The sequence below is a fragment of the Lacinutrix sp. Hel_I_90 genome, from assembly GCF_000934685.1.
Classification (GTDB): Bacteria; Bacteroidota; Bacteroidia; order Flavobacteriales; family Flavobacteriaceae; genus Lacinutrix.
Map to the genome: position 1 here is coordinate 1,262,693 of NZ_JYNQ01000001.1, position 24,143 is coordinate 1,286,835.

At 36.1% G+C, this 24,143-nt stretch carries 16 protein-coding genes; 14 read left to right on the forward strand and 2 right to left on the reverse strand.

Going from position 1 to position 24,143, the window contains the following annotated elements:
• Positions 1-2: 2 nt before the first annotated feature.
• From GQ46_RS05650 to uvrB, 8 genes are all read left to right on the forward strand, one after another.
• Positions 3-2,714 (forward strand): T9SS type B sorting domain-containing protein, encoded by a 2,712-nt coding sequence (locus GQ46_RS05650; RefSeq protein WP_044399149.1) that lies wholly within the window; start codon positions 3-5, stop codon positions 2,712-2,714.
• Positions 2,715-2,902: 188 nt separating this feature from the next.
• Positions 2,903-3,223, forward strand: coding sequence for a hypothetical protein (locus tag GQ46_RS05655; RefSeq protein WP_044399151.1), 321 nt, complete (start codon positions 2,903-2,905; stop codon positions 3,221-3,223).
• A gap of 16 nt (positions 3,224-3,239) precedes the next feature.
• Positions 3,240-8,693: a T9SS type B sorting domain-containing protein gene (locus tag GQ46_RS05660; RefSeq protein ID WP_044399153.1), complete on the forward strand. Its 5,454-nt coding sequence runs from the start codon at positions 3,240-3,242 to the stop codon at positions 8,691-8,693.
• Positions 8,694-8,785: 92 nt separating this feature from the next.
• Positions 8,786-10,630 carry a gliding motility-associated C-terminal domain-containing protein gene (locus tag GQ46_RS05665; protein ID WP_044399155.1) on the forward strand — a complete coding sequence of 615 codons (1,845 nt, stop codon included), beginning with the start codon at positions 8,786-8,788 and terminating at the stop codon, positions 10,628-10,630.
• 338 nt (positions 10,631-10,968) lie between these two features.
• Positions 10,969-13,305: a T9SS type B sorting domain-containing protein gene (locus tag GQ46_RS05670; protein ID WP_044404610.1), complete on the forward strand. Its 2,337-nt coding sequence runs from the start codon at positions 10,969-10,971 to the stop codon at positions 13,303-13,305.
• Positions 13,306-13,435: 130 nt separating this feature from the next.
• Positions 13,436-13,858: a DUF3995 domain-containing protein gene (locus GQ46_RS05675; RefSeq protein WP_231567326.1), complete on the forward strand. Its 423-nt coding sequence runs from the start codon at positions 13,436-13,438 to the stop codon at positions 13,856-13,858.
• 200 nt (positions 13,859-14,058) lie between these two features.
• Positions 14,059-14,448, forward strand: a complete 390-nt coding sequence (locus GQ46_RS05680; protein ID WP_044399159.1) for a hypothetical protein — start codon at positions 14,059-14,061, stop codon at positions 14,446-14,448.
• An 80-nt stretch (positions 14,449-14,528) separates the two neighbouring features.
• Positions 14,529-16,532, forward strand: coding sequence for an excinuclease ABC subunit UvrB (uvrB, locus tag GQ46_RS05685; RefSeq protein WP_044399161.1), 2,004 nt, complete (start codon positions 14,529-14,531; stop codon positions 16,530-16,532).
• A gap of 71 nt (positions 16,533-16,603) precedes the next feature.
• Here uvrB and GQ46_RS05690 read toward each other — a convergent pair whose 3' ends face one another.
• Positions 16,604-17,674 carry a branched-chain amino acid aminotransferase gene (locus GQ46_RS05690; RefSeq protein ID WP_044399162.1) on the reverse strand — a complete coding sequence of 357 codons (1,071 nt, stop codon included), beginning with the start codon at positions 17,672-17,674 and terminating at the stop codon, positions 16,604-16,606.
• Between the two features lie 107 nt (positions 17,675-17,781).
• Between GQ46_RS05690 and GQ46_RS05695 the strand changes: the two genes are divergently transcribed.
• From GQ46_RS05695 to GQ46_RS05705, 3 genes are all read left to right on the forward strand, one after another.
• The gene (locus GQ46_RS05695) at positions 17,782-18,291 is read left to right on the forward strand and encodes a DUF4920 domain-containing protein (protein ID WP_044399163.1); all 510 of its coding nucleotides are present in this window, start codon (positions 17,782-17,784) and stop codon (positions 18,289-18,291) included.
• A gap of 1 nt (position 18,292) precedes the next feature.
• Entirely contained in the window at positions 18,293-18,985 is a 693-nt protein-coding gene (gene mnmD / locus GQ46_RS05700; RefSeq protein ID WP_044399164.1) for a tRNA (5-methylaminomethyl-2-thiouridine)(34)-methyltransferase MnmD, read from the forward strand.
• Positions 18,986-19,107: 122 nt separating this feature from the next.
• Complete coding sequence (locus tag GQ46_RS05705; protein WP_044399165.1) at positions 19,108-20,010, forward strand: TIGR01777 family oxidoreductase; 903 nt, start codon at positions 19,108-19,110, stop codon at positions 20,008-20,010.
• Positions 20,011-20,088: 78 nt separating this feature from the next.
• On the opposite strand, the gene GQ46_RS05710 is transcribed toward GQ46_RS05705, so the two are convergent.
• Complete coding sequence (locus GQ46_RS05710; RefSeq protein WP_044399166.1) at positions 20,089-20,733, reverse strand: YceI family protein; 645 nt, start codon at positions 20,731-20,733, stop codon at positions 20,089-20,091.
• A 154-nt stretch (positions 20,734-20,887) separates the two neighbouring features.
• Between GQ46_RS05710 and GQ46_RS05715 the strand changes: the two genes are divergently transcribed.
• The 3 genes from GQ46_RS05715 to GQ46_RS05725 all read left to right on the forward strand — a co-directional run bounded on the left by GQ46_RS05715 (position 20,888) and on the right by GQ46_RS05725 (position 24,141).
• Positions 20,888-21,430 (forward strand): nucleotide exchange factor GrpE, encoded by a 543-nt coding sequence (locus GQ46_RS05715; protein ID WP_044399167.1) that lies wholly within the window; start codon positions 20,888-20,890, stop codon positions 21,428-21,430.
• A 50-nt stretch (positions 21,431-21,480) separates the two neighbouring features.
• Entirely contained in the window at positions 21,481-22,611 is a 1,131-nt protein-coding gene (dnaJ, locus tag GQ46_RS05720) for a molecular chaperone DnaJ (protein WP_044399169.1), read from the forward strand.
• 603 nt (positions 22,612-23,214) lie between these two features.
• Entirely contained in the window at positions 23,215-24,141 is a 927-nt protein-coding gene (locus GQ46_RS05725) for an ABC transporter ATP-binding protein (protein WP_044399171.1), read from the forward strand.
• The last annotated feature ends 2 nt before the right edge of the window (positions 24,142-24,143 follow it).

Genomic DNA, 24,143 nt, shown 5'->3' on the forward strand with positions numbered 1-24,143 from the left:
AAATGAATTCGTTTTTAAAAATAATAGCGCTCAGCTGTGTTATGACCTTCTCCTTTAATGCCGTTGCTCAACAACAGGCTTCGAATTGGTATTTTGGAAATAATGCAGGAATAACTTTCGACTTAGCAAATAATACGGTGTCCTCTGTATCCAATGGCCAGTTAACAACTGCTGAAGGCTGTACGAGTATTTCAGATAGCAATGGGAATTTGATATTATACACGGATGGATCAACAATTTATAATGCAGCACATGCTGTTATGGAAAATGGGAGTAACCTTCTTGGTGATGAGTCCAGTACACAATCTGCCATTACTGTTCCAAAACCTAACGACCCAAACATATATTACGTGTTTACAGTAGGGTCCAACTCTAACCCTACTGGTTTAAACGTTTATACTATTGATTTAACTTTTAATGGCGGCTTAGGTAGGGTTGTTGGTAGCAGCACTAATTTACTTACAAACTGTTCCGAAAAAATTTCAGCTGTTTTAAAAGATTGCACAACAGGTTCTATTTGGGTGATTGCCTTTTCTAACGCATTAGGTACTAGTGCAGCAAACATGAACACGTTCCATGCTTTTGAAGTAAGCACTACTGGTGTTAATCCTGTAGCTGTAAAGTCTTCGCTTTCAATGTTGATTTCAGATTTTAGTGGCAATTTAAAATTTTCGCCAGACAGCTCAAAATTAGCCAGTGCAAATGGTTTGGACGGCTTATTTATTGCCGATTTTGATGCCGCTACAGGTTTAGTTACTAATCCAGAATTTTTAGACACACAATCCCCCTCAGATTTATCCTACGGTATCGAATTCTCTCCTAATAGCCAATTATTGTATGCTTCGACTTATACTTCGGCAGCAGATCCAAATAATCCAAATGGCCCACAGGTAAACTTTTCTTACTTATTACAATACGACATTTTTGCTAACGATATTTCTGCAAGCAAAATCACGATAGATCAAAGACCGCTTTACAGAAGCAGTCTACAATTAGGTCCTAACGGAAAAATATACCGCTCTTTAAGCTTAAATTATAGTGAAGGCATTCCTTTTTTAAGTACTATTGCTAATCCCAACAACCTTGGATCAGCCTGTACTTACCAACATCAAAATGTTAGTTTAGGTGGGAATCCAGGCAGACAAGGGTTACCCCCTTTTATACAATCTTATTTTACCCAACAAATTGATATTATTCAAAATGGATCAGATACATTGAATTTAACTTTATGTACTGATGATGTTTATACTTTAACTGCAGAAAATATTTTAGGAGCGACTTACACCTGGACGCAAGACGGGAATCCTTTATCTGAAACGAGTTATGAATTGGTTATAAATACTCCTGGGAATTATGAGGTTTTTATTGAAACAAATAGTAATTGTGGTGATCAAAATGGCCAAGCCATCGTTGCTTATACCTCACCTCCTTTGGCTTTTGATGCTAGTTTGTTTCAATGTGGAACTTCAGATTTTTCGACATTCAATCTGAATGAAGCCAACAACGAACTTACAAATGGAGACACGAATTTATCAACTCAGTTTTATCTGTCATTAACTGATGCTGAAAATAACACTAATATGCTTAGTGCTTCGTCGTATAACAATTTGACTAACCCACAAACCATTCATGTGCGTGTTATTAATGACACAACAAATTGTTACAGTTTAAGTGAATTAACAATAGGGATAAGTACTTCTCAGGTGGCGAACTATAATGCTCCTGCAGTATGTGATGAAGCAGATTCTGAAGATGGTATTAATGCTTTTAACCTAGAGGCTTTCACACCAGACATATTAACAGGGTTACCAAACACCTTTACCGTTACCTATTATTTAACCTACAACGATGCGCTATTAGAACAAAACAGTTTACAATCACCCTATAATAATACAATACCCTATAGCGAAACTATTTATTCAAGAATTGAAAATGGTAATGTGTGCTACGGCATTAATGAAGTTGTTTTGACTATTAATCCATTACCAGACTTAGAAAATGATGAAACTGTTTTATACTGTATTAATAACACGTCATTATTATTGACTTTAGAACCTGGCTTACTGAATACCAATACAAGTAATTTTAGTTTTATCTGGAATACAGGTGAAACCAGTGAAAACATAGAGGTTAATACTATTGGAAATTATACCGTTACAGTAACAAATAACTCGACTAGTTGTAGTAAAACACGGATTATTACCGTCGAAGCGTCTAACATTGCCACAATTGAAACCATAACTATTACTGATGGTGAACTTCAAAATAATAGTATTCTAATCATAACTTCTGGTGAAGGCGTATACCAATATGCACTTCAAAATGAAGAAGGCTTTACAACACCCTATCAATCAAGTAATGTATTTACATCATTACGCCCAGGTACTTACACCGTTTTGGTAAGAGACATAAAAAATAATTGTGGCACAACAGAAGCATCCATTTCAATTATTGGCTTCCCATTGTATTTTACACCCAATGGTGATGGTACAAATGATCGTTGGCATTTTTACGGTGCTTCAAACGGTTCTCAATCTAATGCGACTGTCTATATTTATGATCGCTTCGGTAAACTCATCAAACAATTAGAACCAAATGGACCAGGTTGGGATGGCACCTTTAATGGAAACCCTTTACCTCAAAGTGATTATTGGTTCTCTGTGACGCTAGATGATGGTAGACAGTTTAAAGATCACTTTACGCTTAAACGATAGATGAACATGACCCTAAAAAAATTAGAAGTACTGTCCGCTTTTTTTTTGGAAGGGCTTCTGTGTTATAAAATACTTTATATACATAGGAGTTTTTAAAATTATTTCCTGTTTAATTGCAGTAGAATAACTAAAATTAATATACTGTATATTTGCTCTTTTTACTGGATTTAAAATTAAAACACCGCATTATGAAAAGACTTCTTATCATTATTTTTCTTACTATCTGTTTCAATAGTTTTGCTCAAGAAAATAAAACTAATTTTGAAGAACTATTATCGCTTTACACTACAGCGTTAGACCTCAATAGTAATGATTCTAAAAAGCTAAGTATCATACTCACCTCTTATCACGAAAAACTTAATAAAAAAGACATAGAAGCTAGTGTTTTTAATGCTAATCTTAAGGCACAAACACTTGAGGTCTATGATTTATTATCAAAAAATAAATACACCTTATACTTAAAATTAATTGCTGAACATCAACCAGAATTAACCTTCAGGTTTAAATAATCTAAAAAAGACATAAATGAAATTCATATCACAATATTTATTATTTATACTTTTATTTTTTTTTACTAGTTTGACCTTTGCACAAGGAACAACCTGTGCAGACGCTAGTCCATTTTGTGCTGGAGACACCTCTTTAGTTTTTCCAAATACGTCAGGCGCGGGAAATGCAGAATTTGGTCCAGATTATGGTTGTTTAGGAAGCGAGCCTAATCCTGCTTGGTATTTTATTCAAATTGACCAATCAGGTGATTTAGATTTTAATATTATACAAAATACTCAGGATGATTTCACAGGTACTGGACTTGATGTGGATTTTATTACCTACGGCCCATTTAATAACACAAATGTATGTGATCCTTCAAATTTATCAGCAGCTAATACAATCGCTTGTAGTTACTCACCTGATTTCGTTGAGAATTTTACGATTTCAAATGCCATGGCAGGTGAAATATATGTACTCCTAATAACAAATTTTAGTAATCAGCCAGGATTTATTCAATTGGAACAAGTTAATACAGGAGGAACAACTGCTGGATCAACTGATTGTTCTATTGTAAACACATTTAATTATTGTGATGGCGAAGTAGTAGCGTTAGACGCTACCACAAACACTGCTGCATCTTACTTTTGGACACAGAATGGAGCTTCTTTAACTGAAACAGGTCCAATATTGAATAATGTTGTAGCTCCCGATGCTACTTATATTGCTGAAGCTCTTGATGCTGGTGGCGCCGTTATTTCTACCCTAGAATTTATTATAGATTTTCATGAAGTACCTACCACAAATACTATTCCAGACCAAGTGGTTTGCGATGACAATGATGATGGGTTTTGGATGTTTGATTTTACCAATTATGATGTAATCGCTTTAGGAACTCAATCATCAACCGATTATTCAGTGACGTACCACTCTGATCAAGTAAATGCAGACAATGATACTAATGCATTAACAAGTCCATATACAAATCAAACAGCTTATGTTGCCGAACCTATTTTTGTAAGGATTGAAAATAATGATAACACGTCATGCTACAGCACAGGAATTTTCAATATACAAGTGGCTCAAGACCCCACCACCACGCCTGTTCCAAACTACGAAGTTTGTGACACGAATAATGATGGTTTTGCGTTATTCGATTTAACCACACAAAGTGTAACGGCTATAAATGGTCAGGCCAATGTAACTGCAACTTATTTTGAATCTCCTACTGATGCAAATTCAAATATGAATGCCATTGCAGTGCCTGCAACGTATACTAATACAGTTCAAGATTTCCAGACCATTCACATTCGTTTAGACGATACTAATACCGGTTGTTTTTCCGTTATGCCTTTAAATCTTGTTGTTAATGCTTTGCCTGTAATTATTATGATTCCAGATTACGAAGTTTGTGATGATGCTGCTGATGGAGACGACACTAATGGTTTTACCGAATTTGATTTAACCTCTCAGGACACTTTTATAATAAACGGCCAGCCAGATACGACAATCGCATATTTTGAATCACAAGCAGATGCAGACGCCAATACCAATGTGATTCTAAATCCCACAACCTACACTAATATAACAGTCAATACACAAGTGATCTATATTCGTTTAGAAAATACAATGACTAACTGTGTTCAAACAGGAAGTTTTAATCTTGTTGTTAACCCATTACCAGAAGTGCAAAATGCTACATTAGTACAATGTGACGAAGATGGTACTCCCGATGGCTTTACAGAGTACAACTTAAATGAAGCCAATGAAAATGTAATGGTTAGTGGGGACACTACTGGTTTTAATTATACACATCACCTTACTTTAGCTGATGCTCAAACTAACATGAATGCAGTAAACCCATTTCCTTTTACAAACACAACCAATCCGCAAACCATATATGTGCGTATCGAAAATACTACGAGTGGCTGCACCAGAACGGCAGAGTATGTTCTCGATGTGACTGCAACAGATATTGGCAATGCTGGTTTAAATGCCTGTGATGATGATTATGATGGTTTTACTGAGTTTACACTTTCAGATGCAGATGCTACGATTTTAGCCACTTTGCCCCCTGGATTAACCATTGCTTATTATGCAACTGCTAATGATGCACAATTAGAAATAAATCAATTACCAGATAATTATACCAATACCACAGCTTTTGTTCAAACTGTTTTTATTCGTGTAGAAAACGCCAACGATTGTTTTGGTATTGCCAATATGGATATTGTCGTTGATCCGTTACCACAAAATAATATGGTTGCAAATTTTATTGCTTGTAGCGACACGCCAGATGAAATCACGATAGACCTTACGCAATTTGACGCTGAAGTATTAGGAACACAAAATGCAGCAGATTTTACGATTACCTATCACGAAACACAGATTGATGCAGATAATGGGAATAACAGCTTAACAAGTCCGTATAACAATATCAGTAATCCGCAAACACTCTATGTAAGAGTAGAAGATAATACAACGGCTTGCTCTATTAGTTCTATAAATTTTGATATCATAGTTAATGTAAATCCAACAGCTGTAACACCAACAGATTTTGAAATCTGTGATGATGCAATAATAGATGGAATGGCCAGTTTTGATTTGAGTATTAAAAACGATGAAATTTCAGGAAATAACACGAATTATACCGTTACCTACTACGAAACACAGGCTGATGCAGATAATGAAGTCAATGTTTTAGCGATACCATACACGAATAACATACCAAATATGCAGCAACTGTTCGTTCGTGTCGAAGATAATGTAACAGGATGTTATAGCACGACAACACTTAATCTCGTAGTAGAACAAACACCCATTGCCTTCACGCCAAATGACTTAGAATTTTGTGATCCAGACAATGATGGTTTTGGTGTTTTCACCTTAACCGATGCCGATGCTGAGGTTACAGGCGGCGCACCAGGACTCACAGTGAGTTACCATGAAACCATGGCTGATGCCGAGAATGCTGTCAATCCGCTTACCAGCCCGTACACTAATTTGATGATTAACACCCAAACCATTTACGTACGTGTAGAAAGCACAACCATAGCCACAGATTGTGCCACTTTTGTAGAACTGCAATTAATTGTCAACCCAACGCCACAGATTACCGATCTTACCCCAATGGAAGTGTGTGATGATAATCAAGATGGCATCAATCTATTTGATTTTGAAGCAGAGATTACACCACAAATATTTACAGGCACACAAACCGCAGCAAATTTCACTTTAAGCTATCACACAACACAGGTGGATGCCGATTCAGGCAATACCCCAATAGTGAACACCACTAACTATACCAATCAAAGCAATCCACAGACCATTTACATCCGTTTGGTCAGTAATGCCAATGGCTGTGTAACCACCAGCACATTTAACATCGAAGTAATCCTTCCACCAGTGCTGGATCCAACCTATGACAATGAGCTCTCACAATGTGATGATCTGGATGCTAATTATATGGAAAACAATGACGGGATTACCAGCTTTGATCTAACAGTAGAAAATGCAGAGATTGTGAACGGCAACTCCAGTTGGATTGTGACGTACTATGAAACTCAGGCTGATGCTCAGGCAGACACCAATGCGATACCAGACCCAACAGCCTATACTAATAGCGTGATGGGTTCACAAACGCTTTACGTAAGAGTGAGTGATAACGACACAGGCTGTTTTTCCTTCACCACAGTAACCTTAAGAGTGTTGCCAAATCCATCACCAAGCCCAACCCCAGCAGATTTGATTTTGTGTGACGATACGAATGCAGGCGATTTGATAGAGACTTTTGATCTCACGCAAAACGAGGCCTTTATCATCAATGGTGAAGCCGGTGTGACCGCCAGTTATTATACGAGTCAAACGGATGCGATTACAGCAAACAATGCCATTGCAGATCCGGCGATGCACACTAATGAAGATCCAGATAATGCAGGAATAGGCATCACACCACAAGCCATTTATGTACGGGTGACTAATGGTGATGACCCAACAGGTTTAAACAGTACAGGTTGTTATAGTTTGGTGAGCTTTAATGTGATCGTTAATCCATTACCAGAAATGATACCATTAGATAATGATTATATCATTTGTGAATTAAACACCGATGGGTTTTACGATTTTGATCTGGAGAGTATGACACCTGAGATATTGAGTGGTCAGGATCCAGCAGTTTTTGCAGTGACTTATCACGAAACATTAGCAGAGGCAGAAACAGCAATGAATGCGCTTAACAGCCCTTATACCAACACGACTAATCCACAACCCATTTATGTAAACATTACCAACACGGTAACAGGCTGTGATATGGCAAACTTCTCCTTTAATATCGAAGTCCAAGAAGCAGCACAAGCCAACCCAGATGGTATTGCTATCGTGTATGAAGTCTGTGATGACAACATGGTGTTTGGTACTAACCCGGCTAACGATACCGTCCAGTTTGATCTGGCTACACAAAACCCACTAGTATTAGATGGTCAAGACCCAACAATTTACACTGTAAGCTACTATGCCAATCAGGGGGATGCAGATGCAGCCACGAATCCATTACCATTAAATTACACCAATACAATAAACCCACAAGTAATCATTGTAAGAGTAGATAATGATACGATGGTGGATGATGGCACAGGTACAGGAGGTATGATAGATAGCTCAAATTGTTATGACACAGCAGAAGTAACCTTACAGGTCAACCCTTTACCAGCCTTTAATTTGGAGGACACCTATGTGTTGTGTTTGAATACCAATGGCACAGAAGTGATTAGCACACCATTATTAGACACAGGGCTGAGTGCAGCTAGCTATACGTTTGAGTGGTTCTATGAAGGCAACACCATGCCAGGAGAAACAGGAGCGTCAATAACACCAACCGAGGGTGGGAACTACACAGTGGTAGTGACCGATATTAGCACGAGTATAAACACGATGTGTGCCAGTAGCGATACCACACTGGTAGAGCTGAGTGAGCCACCAGTGGTAAACGCCGAGGTAATTAGTCAGGCCTTTGCAGAGCAGCATGACATAGCGGTTACAACGACTAGCATCACCGCAAACACGATTGCTTTATATGAGTTTAGTTTAGATGGCGGTCCATGGGAGGTTAACGTACCAAACAATAATAGCTATACTTTTACAGATGTTGGCGCCGGTGAGCATAGCATTACCGTAAGAGATCTTTATGGCTGTGGTGAGAGTACTATTATTATTATGGTTATGGATTACCCACAGTACTTTACACCAAACGGTGATGGCTATAACGATACCTGGAATATTTATGCGATAGGCACACAACCAGACGCAGTAATTTATATCTATGACCGTTACGGTAAGTTACTTAAACAACTTAGTCCAACAGGCGAAGGATGGGATGGAACTTATAACAACAACCCAATGCCAACAAGTGATTACTGGTTTACTGTAGAATACAGAGAACCCAACACAGATGAAAAGAAAGCACTTAGAGCACATTTTACCTTGAAGCGATAGAATAAAAAAATCCCGAATACTAATATTCGGGATTTTTTTTATCAAAGTAAAACCACAAAATATTTGTAAGTTTAAGTCTTTAAAAATTTAACATGCGAAATACACTATCAGTCTTTGTCATCACCATGATGTTACTTTCTTCTAAAGTACAAAGTCAGGATATTTCAATTTTTCAACAATTTAATGGACGTTATGATTATCTGGCTATTGGCAACACACTTAATCCAGCAGAAAATAATCTCGTCCAATCTTTCTGCGAAATTTTACCCTCATCACAAGCCACATTAAATGTAGATTCCTCTTCAACGGTAATTGCCGCTTATTTATACTGGGCAGGATCTGGTCTAGGTGATACTGAAGTTAGTTTTAATGGCACACCCATTGTTGCTGAGGATACCTACAATAGCATTTTTATCGCAGATGACTTTACTGAGTTAAATTATTTTGCCTGTTATGCAAACGTCACAAATCAAATTTTAACTGAGGGAAATGCTATCTACGAGTTATCAGATTTAGACCTTTCTGAAACATTAATAAACAATCCAGGGCATTGTGAGAGAAGGACTAATTTTGCCGGCTGGAGCTTATATGTCATTTACGAAAATAGTACACTACCTTTAAATCAGGTTAATTTGTTTCAAGGTTTAGAAATAATTAATACTAATATCCCAGAAAAAACAATTTATCTTAATAACGTTAATGTTTTAGACAACGATAATGCTAAAATCGGTTTTTTAGCTTGGGAAGGTGACAATGCTTTAAATTATGGAGAGAGCCTTTCTATTAATGGAAACGTTATCTCAAATCCACCTTTAAATTTACCAGATAATGCTTTTAATGGTACCAATACATTTACTAATGCCACTGATTTCTACAACGGCGACTTAGATGTGTATAGTATTGAAAATAATATTGCTATTGGAGATACACAAGTAGAAATTACGCTAACAACAGGCGCTACAGACCCCAATACTGGAATCTTTAGGGCAGATTTAATCCTTATCAATAATATTATTACTGTTTTAAACAGTCAATTACCAGATGCAACAGTTTCAGTTGGCAACATTCCCTTGAATTGCGGCAATAGAAATCTTACCATAGAGTATACAGTTAACAATTTCAATAGTACAGATCCATTACCTGCAAATACACCTATAGCTTTTTATGCTGATGGCGTATTAATAGACCAGGCGGTAACACAAAACAGTATTGAAATTAATGCTTCTGAAAGCGGCACAATTACAGTAGAAATACCGAATACCATTCCAGATAATTTCACCTTAAATATTACTGTTGACGACGATGGTTTTGGAATGAGTTCAGTAACCGAAATTTTAGAAAACAATAATACAACAACACAAAACATTACATTAATTCCATTACCAGAAACTCAAAATCTTCCAGGTTTAGAACAGTGCGATATCGGCTCTAATACTGCAGTTTTTAATTTAACTGAAGTGCTAACAACTATTGATTCATCACGCTATACTAATTTTACATTTTATCTTTCTTTAGAAGATTTGGAACAAGGTGTTTCAGAAATTATAAACCCTGAAAGCTTTCAGTCTTCTCAAACCCCTCATAATATTTATATTCAAGCACAGAAAACAATCTGTTTTGACATCTTTATCGTTCAATTAAACACTAAAAATTGTCCACCAGAAATCCCACAAGGTTTTTCACCAAATAATGATGGCTATAATGACTTCTTCAACATTCAAGGCCTTTATACCATATTCGAGAACCATGAACTTCTCATATACAATAGGTATGGTCGCTTAATTTTTAAAGGAGATGACAACACGAAATGGGATGGTATTTCAAATCAAGGTATTAATAAGGGAAAATTAGTCCCAGTGGGCACCTATTTTTATGTCTTAGCGCTAAATGACAAAAATTACGTAAATATTACCGGTTGGGTGTATTTAAACTACTAATCCTAAAAAGGTGTTTTAAGCAAGCATCATTACTTTTCAAACCTTTAATCCTACTTAATCAGGATTTATATCTCCAGGCCCAGCTCGCCAACGATTATCACTCTGAATAAATTTTGCTCCACTACAAAGGAAATCACAATGATAGAGTTCCAAAATTGATCATACCTAATGCCAAGGCAGATTATTGGTTTGTTACAAATGTTTTAAAAGGCAACATTGAATTTCCAGTAAAAGATAATTTTGCTTTAAGGAGACAAAATTATAGGCTTAAAATTCAGGTTTAACATTATTTTTATTTTAATTATCTGACTTCTTATCTATCTTTGCCAGCTGTTGCTATGATAAGAAAACTCCTCATATTATTATCGTTCCTTTTTGCGCTGTCTATACAATCGCAAAACATAACTGTAGATAGTCAGACCTACACGCCTCAACAGCTTATTGAAAATGTTTTAATCGATAGTAATTGCATTTCTAATGTCACAGTAACTAATACGCTTGGAGGCAATTTTAATGGCGCGGACCAAAGCTATGGCTTTTTTGACGCTACGGGTACCACGTTTCCCTTTCAGTCTGGTATTGTATTAAGTACGGGCAGGTTAACGAATGTACAAGGTCCAAACACCTCATTAAGTGATGATGATGCACCAAACTGGATTGGTGATTCCGATTTAGAAACAGCTCTTCAGGAATCGAACACTTTAAACGCAACCATCATTGAATTCGATTTTACCACAGTCGCCAATCAAATAAGTTTTAGATATATTTTTGCTTCGGAGGAATACCAGGAAGGTGACCCAAATACCTGTGAGTTTTCAGATTTATTTGGTTTTCTAATCCGTCCTATAAATGATACAGCGTATGAAAATATTGCTTTAGTACCAGGAACACAAACACCTGTAAAAGTAACGACGGTTCATCCAGAAATCCCCAATGGCTGTGCTGCAGAAAATGAAGCTTATTTTGAAAGTTTTAATGGTCCCTCTGCACCCATTAACTTTAATGGTCAAACCACCATATTAACAGCGACCGCAAACACCATTCCCAATGCAACCTATCATGTGAAATTAGTGATTGCCGATGAGCAAAACTTTAGATTTGATTCTGCCGTGTTTTTGGAAGCCGGTAGTTTTGAATTGACTACAGATTTAGGTGAAGATAGATTAATTGCAACGAACACTAGTGCCTGCGAAAACGACATTTTAATTTTAGATGCTTCCCAGCCAGGTATGAATACTTATAGATGGTTTAGAAATGGCATTGCCCAAACCACGCAGGTTAGCAGTACTTTTCATGTTACTGATAGTGGTACCTATACTGTTGAAGTCACCTTAAGTAACGGCTGCATATCTTACGGAGAAATTATCATAGAATACGCACCTATTCCAGTGGTGGCAAATACCACACTCATTGAATGTGACAGTAATCAAGATGGTTTAACGACCTATAATCTGTTTGAAGCTTCAGATGCAGTTACACAAAATAATTCGGATTTAGGAATTATTGGTTTCTACACCAGTTTTACAGATGCTGAAATGCAAATTAATGGCATTCAAAACCCTGAATTTTTTGATAACACTAGTCCAATGCAAACCATTTTCGCTGAAGTTATCGACCTCAATACAGAATGTTCTGCGCTTGCTGAAATCGTTTTAGATATTTCAACAAACACCTTAAATCTTCAGGATTTTGATACCTGTGATGATGAAACAGTAGATGGTTATACGACCTTTAATTTAAATGCTATTCGCACTCAAATCGAATCTCAGGTTCCTGCAAATTACAACGTCACTTTTTATACCACTATAAATGACGCCTTCTCTGAAACTAATAGTATAGCTGGTAGTTTTAGTAATACCATTCAAGATTCTCAAACGATTGTTGTAAAAGTGACTACAAACACTAATCAATGTTACGCCATTTCAGATATTACTTTAAATGTATTGATTACGCCTCAGCTTTTGCCAGATGAATCACTGCTATATTGTTTAAACAGCTATCCAGAAACAGTGGCTTTAGAAGGCGGAATCACTACCGGTATACCAAACAATTTCAATTATCAATGGTTCTTTAACGACACAGATACTGGTATTACAACACCTACTTTAGAGGCTAATGAAATTGGAGTCTACACGGTAATTGTAACAAACTCCAACGGCTGTTCGAACACGCGTGACCTAACTTTAAATCCTTCAAATGCACCAACTATTGATAATTTAGAGTTAACAGAATTAACAACAAACAATACAGCAACAGTTAGTGTTTCTGGTGAAGGTAATTATGAGTTTGCCATTGATAATGCATCAGGATTTTATCAGGATGACAATACCTTTTCAGGTTTGGTACCTGGTTTTTACACGCTTTTTGTAAGAGATAAAAATGGTTGTGGTAGCGCTTCAATAGAATTTTCAATATTAGGCTTCCCGAAATATTTTACGCCAAATGGTGATACTTTTAATGATATCTGGAAACCCTTTGGGACTAATGAACGTTTCAATAAGGATTTGAAAATTCTGATTTTTAATCGCTATGGAAAATTATTAGCGCAAGTTAATCCACTTGTAGGATGGAATGGCACTTTTAATGGCTCGGCATTACCAGGTGATGATTATTGGTTTCTTATAAATCGTCCCAATGGAGAGCAATACAAAGGGCATTTTGCTTTGGTGCGATAAACTTTTAATCCAATGCTCTCATTTATTCGTATTTTAACTGGTTCTTGATTTATTCTTATCGAGAAAACAACTCAGAATATTGCATACATTTATACATACGCAATTCATGATTAACTTCTTAAAAAACTAAATGATGGTTCTATCCATTTTACTAAGCTTAATTCTAATTGCTCTTGGGATCATTCATTTTAGTTGGGTTTTTGGAGGAACATTTTGGTTTACAGAATCTTTGCCTACTAATGAAAATGGCAAACGCGTATTAAATCCTAAAAAAATGGATAGTGCTATTGTAGGACTTGGACTAACAACATTCGGCCTTTTCTACCTTATAAATGCAGGGGTAATTCCGGTTAATTTACCTGAACAGGTCATAGAATATGTGGGTTGGATTATTCCAACTATCTTCCTTTTACGCGCCATAGGCGAATTTAAATATGTCGGATTTTTTAAACGTATAAAACACACCGAATTTGGAAAACGAGACACCAAATTATTTTCACCCTTGTGTTTGATAATAAGCCTGTTTGGAATATTAATACAACTAGCTAAATAAAGTCACCTTACCCAGAGACCCTCACGCGCTATAGCCTTAATAGCTTACAACTTTGCTCTTTATAACCCTTCTTAATCTGACTTTCTTTGTGCTGCACTGGAAAACCCCACAAATTGTCCCGTGATTGGTTTTCTTTAGTTAAATTAGTGCATTAACTTAAAGAACAGTAAACCATCCTTTTATCAATATCTTTTATAATTATGAAACTAGTCATTGCAAAATGGACCGTCATAGTATTTGGAGTATTCATAATTCTAGTGGGATTTCTTATGCTTTTTAGTCCTAATAAAGCAAGAACAATTTTAAGGAAGGCAGGAAGCACAAACCTTATAAATTACACAGAAATAACACTGCGATTAATTCCTGCGGTTGCATTAATTATATATTCAGAGGCCTCCAGAATTCCTGAAGCATTCAAACTCTTCGGGTGGATTATGCTCACAACCTCTTTGATACTTTATGTAATTCCAAGAAAAACGCACCATCGTTTTTCAATGAAGAGTGCCGACCTATTGAAACCCTGCTATTTCAGACTCATTGCTCCTTTTGCTTTTCTTTTTGGTGGGTTGATCATTTATAATACCTGCTAATTTTTGAGAAGAAACAACATTCAAAAAACCTTAACTTTTCTTTCGAATAATAACTGCTGGTTATTCCTTAATTTAGCTATATGAAATTCAAGATTGAATCAGAATTTAGTCCTACAGGAGACCAACCTTCAGCAATAAAACAATTGGTTAATGGTCTAAACGCTAGTGAAAAATACCAAACCTTACTTGGTGTTACAGGCTCTGGTAAGACTTTTACCATGGCGAACGTTATAGAAAGTGTTCAGAAACCTACCTTAGTTTTAGCACATAATAAAACCTTGGCTGCTCAATTGTACTCAGAATTTAAACAGTTCTTTCCAGAGAACGCCGTGGAGTATTTTGTGTCTTATTATGATTATTATCAACCAGAAGCCTACATCCCATCGTCTGGCGTTTACATAGAAAAAGATTTATCTATTAATGAAGAAATCGAGAAGATGCGTTTAAGCACCACCTCTTCTCTACTCTCTGGGCGTCGTGACGTATTGGTGGTGGCTTCGGTATCTTGTTTATATGGTATTGGAAATCCTGTAGAGTTTCAAAAAAATGTGATTTCGATAAAACGAGATCAGCAGATTTCCAGAACCAAGTTATTACATCAATTAGTACAAAGTTTGTATTCCCGTACGGAAGCCGATTTTAAACACGGTAATTTCCGCATAAAAGGAGATACTGTAGATATTTTCCCGAGTTATGCTGATGATGCCTTCCGCATTCACTTTTTTGGAGATGAAATTGAAACCATTGAGCAATTCAACATTCAAACCAATAAAGTCATTGAAGACTATGATCGCCTCAACATCTACCCTGCGAATATGTTTGTGACATCGCCAGATGTGCTTCAAGGTGCCATTAAAGAAATTCAGGATGATTTAGTCAAACAACACGATTATTTTAAAGATATAGGAAAGCATTTAGAAGCAAAACGCTTAAAAGAACGCACAGAATTTGATCTTGAGATGATTCGTGAATTAGGTTACTGTTCTGGCATTGAAAACTATTCGCGTTACTTAGACGGCAGATTACCAGGTACAAGACCATTTTGTTTATTAGATTATTTTCCAGAGGATTATTTAATGGTTGTAGATGAAAGTCACGTGACCATTTCGCAAGTGCATGCTATGTACGGCGGTGATAGAAGCCGAAAAGAAAACCTAGTAGAATATGGCTTTCGCTTGCCTGCCGCCATGGATAACAGACCCTTAAAGTTTGAAGAGTTTGAAGCCCTTCAAAATCAAGTGGTATACGTAAGTGCAACACCGGCAGATTACGAATTACAAAAAACAGATGGCGTTTATGTCGAGCAAGTGATTCGTCCTACGGGTTTATTAGACCCTGTAATTGAAGTACGACCGAGTTTAAATCAGATTGATGATTTAATTGAAGAAATTCAAGTGCGTACCGAAAAAGATGAACGGACTCTAGTCACGACATTAACCAAACGAATGGCTGAAGAATTGACAAAATACCTCAGTCGTATTAGTATACGCGTCCGTTACATTCATAGTGATGTTGATACTTTAGAACGGGTACAAATCATGCAGGATTTACGTGCTGGTATTTTTGATGTCTTAGTGGGTGTAAACTTACTGCGTGAAGGTTTAGATTTACCTGAAGTCTCTCTGGTCGCTATTTTAGATGCAGATAAAGAAGGTTTTTTACGTTCAAACCGCTCGCTAACACAAACTGTAGGTCGTGCTGCTCGACATTTAAATGGAAAAGCGATTATGTATGCGGATAAAATAACAAATAGCATGCAAAAAACGATTGATGACACGGAATACAGACGTGAAAAACAAATTACTTACAACACCGAAAACAACATTACGCCAACCGCTTTAAATAAGAGTTTAAATAATGCCTTGAGTAAAAATTCAGTGAGTACTTACAGTTACGAATTGGAAGCCGCAAGAGCTGCAGAACCTGAAAGTGACTATTTAAGCAAAGCTGAGTTAGAAAAGAAAATCCGTGAAAAACGGAAGATAATGGAACAAGCCGCTAAGCAACTTGACTTTATTGTTGCTGCAAGATTACGTGATGAAATTAAAGCCTATCAAGGTAAACTGGAAGCATTGAAAGTGTAATTATTGGCCAGTTGCTGTTCTCGGTAAAAAATTAAAAACGCCCGTCATACAATATCTAACTTATGACAAAACTACATCACCTCTACTCTCCAACCAAAAGGATCTTCTGCTTTATTAGTTTGAATATCAATAATGAGTTTCTTTAATTTTTCAGCATACGTATGCTCTAATATTGGTAATTCAAAATCCTCGTCTCTAAATCCAAAACCAGAAATAGGTGAAATCACTGCAGCAGTTCCAGCGCCAAATAATTCTTTCAAACTTCCATCTTTAGAAGCTTCAATCAATTCGTTAACACTAATTTTTCTTACCTCTGTTTTTATGCCTTCCGCTTTTGCGATGTCCAAAATACTTTTTCTTGTAACACCATCTAAAATACGATCACTTATAGGCGCAGTAATTAACGTGTCATTAATTCGAGCAAAAATATTCATTGCACCAGCTTCTTCTATATATTCATGAGAGGTATCATCTGTCCAAATCACTTGCTGGTAGCCTTTATCTTTAGCTAATTGTGTAGGATAAAACTGCCCTGCATAATTACCTCCCGCTTTAGCAAAACCAACACCACCATTAGCAGAACGTGAATACTTTTCTTCTATTAAAACGTTTACTTTTCCAGAGAAATAAGCACCAGATGGTGCACAAGCAATAATAAACTTATAGGCATTTGCTGGAGAAGCATGAAAACCAGCACCAGTTGCAAAAACATAGGGTCTTATGTACAAAGAACTTCCCTCAGCAGTAGGAATCCAGTCCTTTTCAACCTTTAATAAGGTCTTTAAACCTTCAAAAAAATAATCTTCTGGCACTTCAGGAATTGCTAATCGTTTAGCAGAAATATTTAAGCGTCTGATGTTCTCCATAGGTCTAAACAAAAACACACCACCACTAGCGTCTTTATAGGCTTTCATCCCTTCAAAAATTGACTGACCATAATGGAAAATCTTAGCTGCCGGATCTAACGTAATTGGTCCATAAGGTACAATTTCTGGCGCATGCCACTTCCCGTCCTTATAATCACACACCAACATATGATCTGAAAAGACCTGCCCAAATGCTAGGTTATCAAAATCAGTATCTTGAATTTTAGAATGGTTGGTTTTAGTTATTTTGATATCGCTTTTCGTAGTGGTTTTCATAAAATCTGGTTAACTTTAGGCTGTAAAAATACAGAATTAAGCATTAGAAAATATTAAATTAACCATAAAAAACTATCTTTGACTTATAGAAATCAATAATGATAAACATGAAAAATTACATTCTGACCATTGCATTAGCAATTACTGTTTTCGCTTGTAAAGAAGAAAAAAAAGCACCTCTTGAAGCAGATACCACAAGCGAAATAACGCAAGTTGAGTACCAATCTTTTGGAGATAAAATTATAGCAGACGATGCCATAGCAGCTAAATCGATGGCTGAGCACTATAAGAATATGCAGGTTGGCGATAGTATTCCGTCTAAAATGATTGCCAAGGTTAGCGAAGTGTGTAAAGCCAAAGGGTGCTGGATGACATTAGATTTAGAAAATGGAGAAGAAGTCATGGTGAAATTTAAAGATTATGCCTTTTTCATGCCAAAAGACATTGATGGTAAAGAAGTGATTATTAATGGAAATGCATACATCGAAGAGGTTTCTGTCGATGATCAAAGACATTATGCTGAAGACAAAGGTGCTACTCAAGAAGAAATTGCAGCGATTACAGCACCAAAACGCACCTACTCTTTTGAGGCTGATGGCGTGTTATTAAAGCAATAATTTGAAACGCGAAATCATCACCACTCATGATGGTTCAAAAACCATACATGTTCTTGAGTGGAATGAACACTACCATTCCACTCACGGAGCAATTCAAGAAGCGCTACACGTTTACTTAAAAGAAGGTTTAGCGTTTTTTTTAGACTCAGAAAGCTTTTATAAAGGGGCTCAGCCTATATCCATTTTAGAAATTGGTTTTGGCACAGGCTTAAATGCGTTATTAACTTTAGCTGAAGCCGAAAAACAACAAATAAAAATCAATTATACTGGTGTTGAAGGCTTTCCTGTTTCTCATTCAGAAATTGATCAACTCAATTATGGAGAAGCTGTTACCATTAAGAACAGTAACGCATTGTTTCAAAAACTCCACAATTGTGATTGGGAGAAATTCTGTAACATTTCAGAAGGTTTCCAGCTAAAAAAACAACGCAAACAGTTTTCTGAAATTGACGATACAAACCAATTCGACATTCTTTATTTTGATGCTTTTGGGCCACGAGTACAACCAGAATTATGGACGGAAACCATATTTAATGCCATGTTCAAGGCACTAAAACCAAATGGTGTTTTAGTTACTTATTGCGCTCAAGGTAATGCAAGACGCGCCATGATGACCGCTGGTTTTACAGTGGAAAGAGTGAATGGCCCACCTGGAAAACGCCATATGCTAAGAGCAAGGGCAATAAAAAAATAGTCACGCTTGTCGTTGTCAAAATCTCAGATTTTTTTAATACGATACCATTGTTATTTGTGTTAAACCTTACTTAAAGCCATTCCAATTGACTAAATCAAGTCGTATTTTTATAAAAAAACAAGATGCGCGTATTAATTACAGGAGCTACAGGTTTAGTGGGAAGTGCCATCGTAAAACTATGTCATACCAAAGCGATAGATGTTAATTATCTAACCACAAGTAAATCTAAACTCTCAAATGAAGATAATTACAAAGGCTTTTATTGGAATCCCAATGAAAATGAAATAGATACTAACTGCGTTAAAGACGTCGATGCGATCATTCATTTAGTGGGTGCAAGCATTTCTAAACGTTGGACAAAAAAGCACAAGCAGGCTATAATGGATAGCCGACTTAAAACTACCGCATTACTTCACGAAACAGTAAAAAACAATCCTAATAACATTACACAAATCGTTTCTGCCAGTGCTGTTGGTTTTTACCCAGACTCACTCACTAATTATTATACAGAAGATCAAACTCAAGTTAGTAGTTCTTTTTTAGGACAGGTAGTCGAATCTTGGGAACGCGTTGTAGATGCCTTTACAACTTTAAATATTAGCGTATCGAAAGTACGTATTGGCTTGGTATTCTCAGAAAAAGGTGGTGCTTTCCCAAAAATTATACAGCCAATAAAATATGGTGCTGGTGCACCTTTAGGAACGGGAGAACAGTGGATGAGTTGGATTCACCTTGACGATTTGGCAAGACTTTTTCTCCATGTTATAGAAAAAAATCTTGAAGGTGTTTATAACGGCGTCTCCCCTAACCCTGTCACTAATAAAGAGCTTACAAAAGCTGCTGCTACCAAATTAAATATGCCACTTTTTCTGCCTAATGTGCCACAATTTGCTTTGAAATTAGTTTTAGGTGAGATGCATATTATTTTATTTGAAAGCCAACGTGTGAGCTCTAAAAAGATTGAGAATACTGGTTTCTTTTTTGAGTATGTCACCTTGGATAAAGCTTTAGAGGAATTACTTTGATTTAGGATTTCTAATAAAAACCATGAAAAAAAGCCACATCTTTCGATATGGCCTTTGACTATATTTTAAAAATCTTAATTAAGCTTTCTTAGCTTTGATAGACACTTTTAATTCGACGTCATCTTTAATCATATAATCTCCTAATTTTGCAGGATCTGCAAATTTACCAGAGTTATACTTGATATCCCATTCCGTTCTGTCAATAGTAAAGGTGTCACTTATAATGGTCATCATGTCGCCATTCATACCTATTTGTGCAGGAAAAGTAACATTCTTCTCAATACCTTTCATCTTTAAGTTTCCACTTACCATATTTCCATCAACATTAGTGATTTCAAAAGTAGCATTTGGAAATGTTTCAGCATCAAAAAAATCAGCACTCTTTAAATGTCCTTCTAATTTGGCTTTTTCTTCAGCATCTTCAATATCTGTATTTTCTAATGTAGAGATGTCAAAAATAAAATTACCTCCTACTAATTCATTCCCTTTTGTTTGCGCAACTCCGTTAGCAACGTTAATAGTTCCTGAGTGACCACCTACAACCTTATTAGCGGTCCACATAATCATTGACTCTTCTGGAATGGCTTTATAGCTAGCCTCTACCATCACTTCTTTTACTACTTCTGCGTCTCCTGTTTTTGCTTCCTCTGCTCCATTTTTACATCCGGTTACTGCTGCACCTAAAGCCACTACCGTTAAAATATTTAATACTATTGTTTTCATTATAAGTTTTTATTTTTGGTTAAGTAACAAAGGTAAATAAATATTCCTAGGAAAATACTTAAATGTTTCTTAAAAAAAATTGATGACATTTTGACACTTTTACATTAATGGCAATACTTTTGCCAAACTTTAATCGTATTAAAAAAATACAGAAATGAGTAAAGCAAAAGATAAAAAAGAAACCACTATAGAAGATCAGGTAGAATCAAACGAAACGCAACAAACCGTTGACGTGGAGGAATTATCTATCGAAGACCAACTAAAAGGAGAGTTAAGCCAGGAAAAAGATAAGTTTTTACGCCTGTTCGCAGAGTTTGAAAACTATAAAAAAAGAACATCTAAAGAGCGCATAGAGCTTTTTAAAACGGCTAATAAAGATGTCATGATTTCTATGCTGCCTATTTTAGACGATTTTGAGCGTGCTTTAATGCACATTGAAGATGACAAAGAAGCAGAAGAATTGAGAAAAGGTGTGGTATTAATTTACCAAAAGCTTTTAAATACTTTAGAACAAAAAGGATTATCAAAAATGGAAGTAGAACAAGGCGATGTTTTTGATGCTGAAATTCATCAGGCAATCACCCAAACGCCCGCACCTACTGATGATCTAAAAGGTAAAATTATTGACGTTTTAGAAAAGGGCTACAAACTTGGAGATACAGTAATTCGTTTCCCAAAAGTGGTTATTGGTCAATAAAAATATAAATTAACAATCTCCTTCCCTTTTGGGAAGGTCAAGGACGGAGAATGGCAAAAACAGATTATTACGAAATACTAGGGCTTAGCAAAAATGCAAATGCCGCAGAAATCAAAAAAGCATATCGAAAAAAGGCGATAGCATTCCATCCTGATAAAAATCCTGATGACAAAGATGCTGAAGCTAAATTTAAAGAGGCTGCTGAAGCTTATGAAGTACTAAGCGATGCCAATAAAAAAGCACGCTATGACCAGTTTGGTCATCAAGCCTTCGAAGGCGGCGGTGGATTTGGCGGTGGCGGCATGAATATGGATGATATCTTCAGCCAGTTTGGAGACATATTTGGTGGTGCTTTTGGTGGTAATGGTGGCTTTTCAGGATTTAGCGGCGGATTTGGCGGTGGCCAGCAACGTCGCGTAAAAGGTAGTAATTTACGTATTCGCGTTAAATTAACACTAGAGGAAATTGCTAACGGGGTAGAAAAGAAAATTAAAGTAAAACGTAAAGTTCAAGCTGAAGGTACTACTTATAAAACCTGTGCAACCTGCAATGGCTCTGGACAAGTAACACGAATTACTAATACCATTTTGGGCCGCATGCAAACAGCATCTACCTGTACTACATGTGGTGGAGCGGGACAAAGCATTGATAAAAAACCAGCCGATGCAGATGATCAAGGCTTAGTTAACAAAGACGAAACCATTTCGGTTAAAATTCCAGCAGGTGTTGTTGACGGAATGCAACTTAAAGTTTCTGGAAAAGGTAATGATGCCCCAGGAAATGGTATTCCAGGCGATTTATTGGTTGCCATTGAAGAACTGGATCATGAGACCTTACAACGTGAAGGTGATAATTTACATTATGACTTGTATGTAAGTATAAGTGATGCCGTGTTAGGTACTTCAAAAGAAATTGATACGGTTACCGGTAAAGTACGTATTAAAATAGATGCAGGAATGCAGTCTGGAAAGATTTTACGCTTACGCGGAAAAGGGATTCCGAGTATTAATGGTTACGGTAAAGGTGACTTATTAGTTCATGTAAATGTCTGGACACCAAAAACCTTAAGCAAAACTCAAAAAGAATTCTTTGAAGAGATGAAGGATGACGAACATTTTGCTCCAAAACCAGAAAAAAGTGACAAGTCTTTCTTTGAAAAAGTTAAAGATATGTTCTCTTAATAATTGAACAAATACTACATAAAGTCCGTTTACTAAAACGGGCTTTTTTTATGTTAAAAACACAAGTAATTTACTGTTTTATACCTTAGTTAAACAAAAAATAGTATATTTGACTTATCATTGGCGTAAGCCAGTGGTAATTTTTCTTTTTCATAGCAATTTTTTCCCATCCTTAATTTGCGTTAAGGGTGGGTTTTGTTTTTTAATGGCCTACTGTTTTCATGCACTCAAGCAGTATTGGCAATAAGGTTATAAAACAATCACTACCTAAAAATCTAATTTTCGGAAAACTGTTTTTCATTTCTGTTTTTTTTGTTCCTGTTAAACACATTTATTTAAAGGTCTCATTATCTTAAGCATATGACCGGAAAACTATTTAATTTTATGGGCCTCTTTATTTTCCTTATTTTAAAATAAACCAATCTAAATTCCCTGCAAGAAAACACTATAGTTAGCATCTCATTTATAGACCTATAATACTATAACTGCTATTTACTTAATTATTTATTTTATGAATCGTTAAAATAAATGTAAAGCATCCTAGTACTGTTTTAACATTTTCTATATTTACGTCACTAATATCATTTAAACTTCACAAAATATATGAGCAACCTATTAGAAGCACACTCAGTTTCTAAAAAATTTGGTGATTTTACAGCACTTAACAATGTCTCTATTGCCGTTGAAAAAGGCAGTATCTTTGGGCTTCTTGGGCCAAACGGCGCCGGAAAAACGACCTTAATACGTGTTATTAATCAAATTACAATGCCAGATACTGGTCATGTGATATTAGATGGCGAGCCATTACTGCGACATCATATTCAAAATATAGGCTATTTACCAGAAGAACGTGGTTTATATAAATCGATGAAAGTTGGTGAACAAGTATTATATCTGGCACAACTTAAAGGTTTGGAAAAGGCCGAAGCTAAAAAAAGACTACTCATGTGGTTTGAGCGTTTAGAAATTGGCGATTGGTGGAATAAGAAAATCCAAGAATTATCTAAAGGTATGGCTCAAAAAATTCAGTTTGTGGTGACCGTTTTACATCAACCCAAATTGTTGATTTTTGATGAACCTTTTTCGGGTTTCGACCCAATAAACGCTGATATTATAAAAAATGAAATCCTAAGATTACGTGACGAAGGGGCCACAGTTATTTTTTCAACGCACCGTATGGAATCTGTTGAGGAAATGTGTGATCATATCGCCTTAATTCATAAGTCGAATAAAATATTAGATGGAAATCTAAATACTGTTAAACGACAGTATAAATCGAATACCTTTGAAGTAGGGATTTCTGCAGAAAACCATTCAGCATTACAACAGACTTTAGCTGATAAATTTTCGGTAGTTCCGGCACATTTTAAAACCTTAGACAACGAGTTAAAACTAAATATTAAACTTCAAGATCATGAAACTGCTAATAATTTATTAAGTTATTTACTCACGCAAGGCCAAGTGTCTCACTTTGTGGAAGTCATACCAAGTGTTAGTGATATTTTTATTCAAACTATTAAGGACCATTAAAT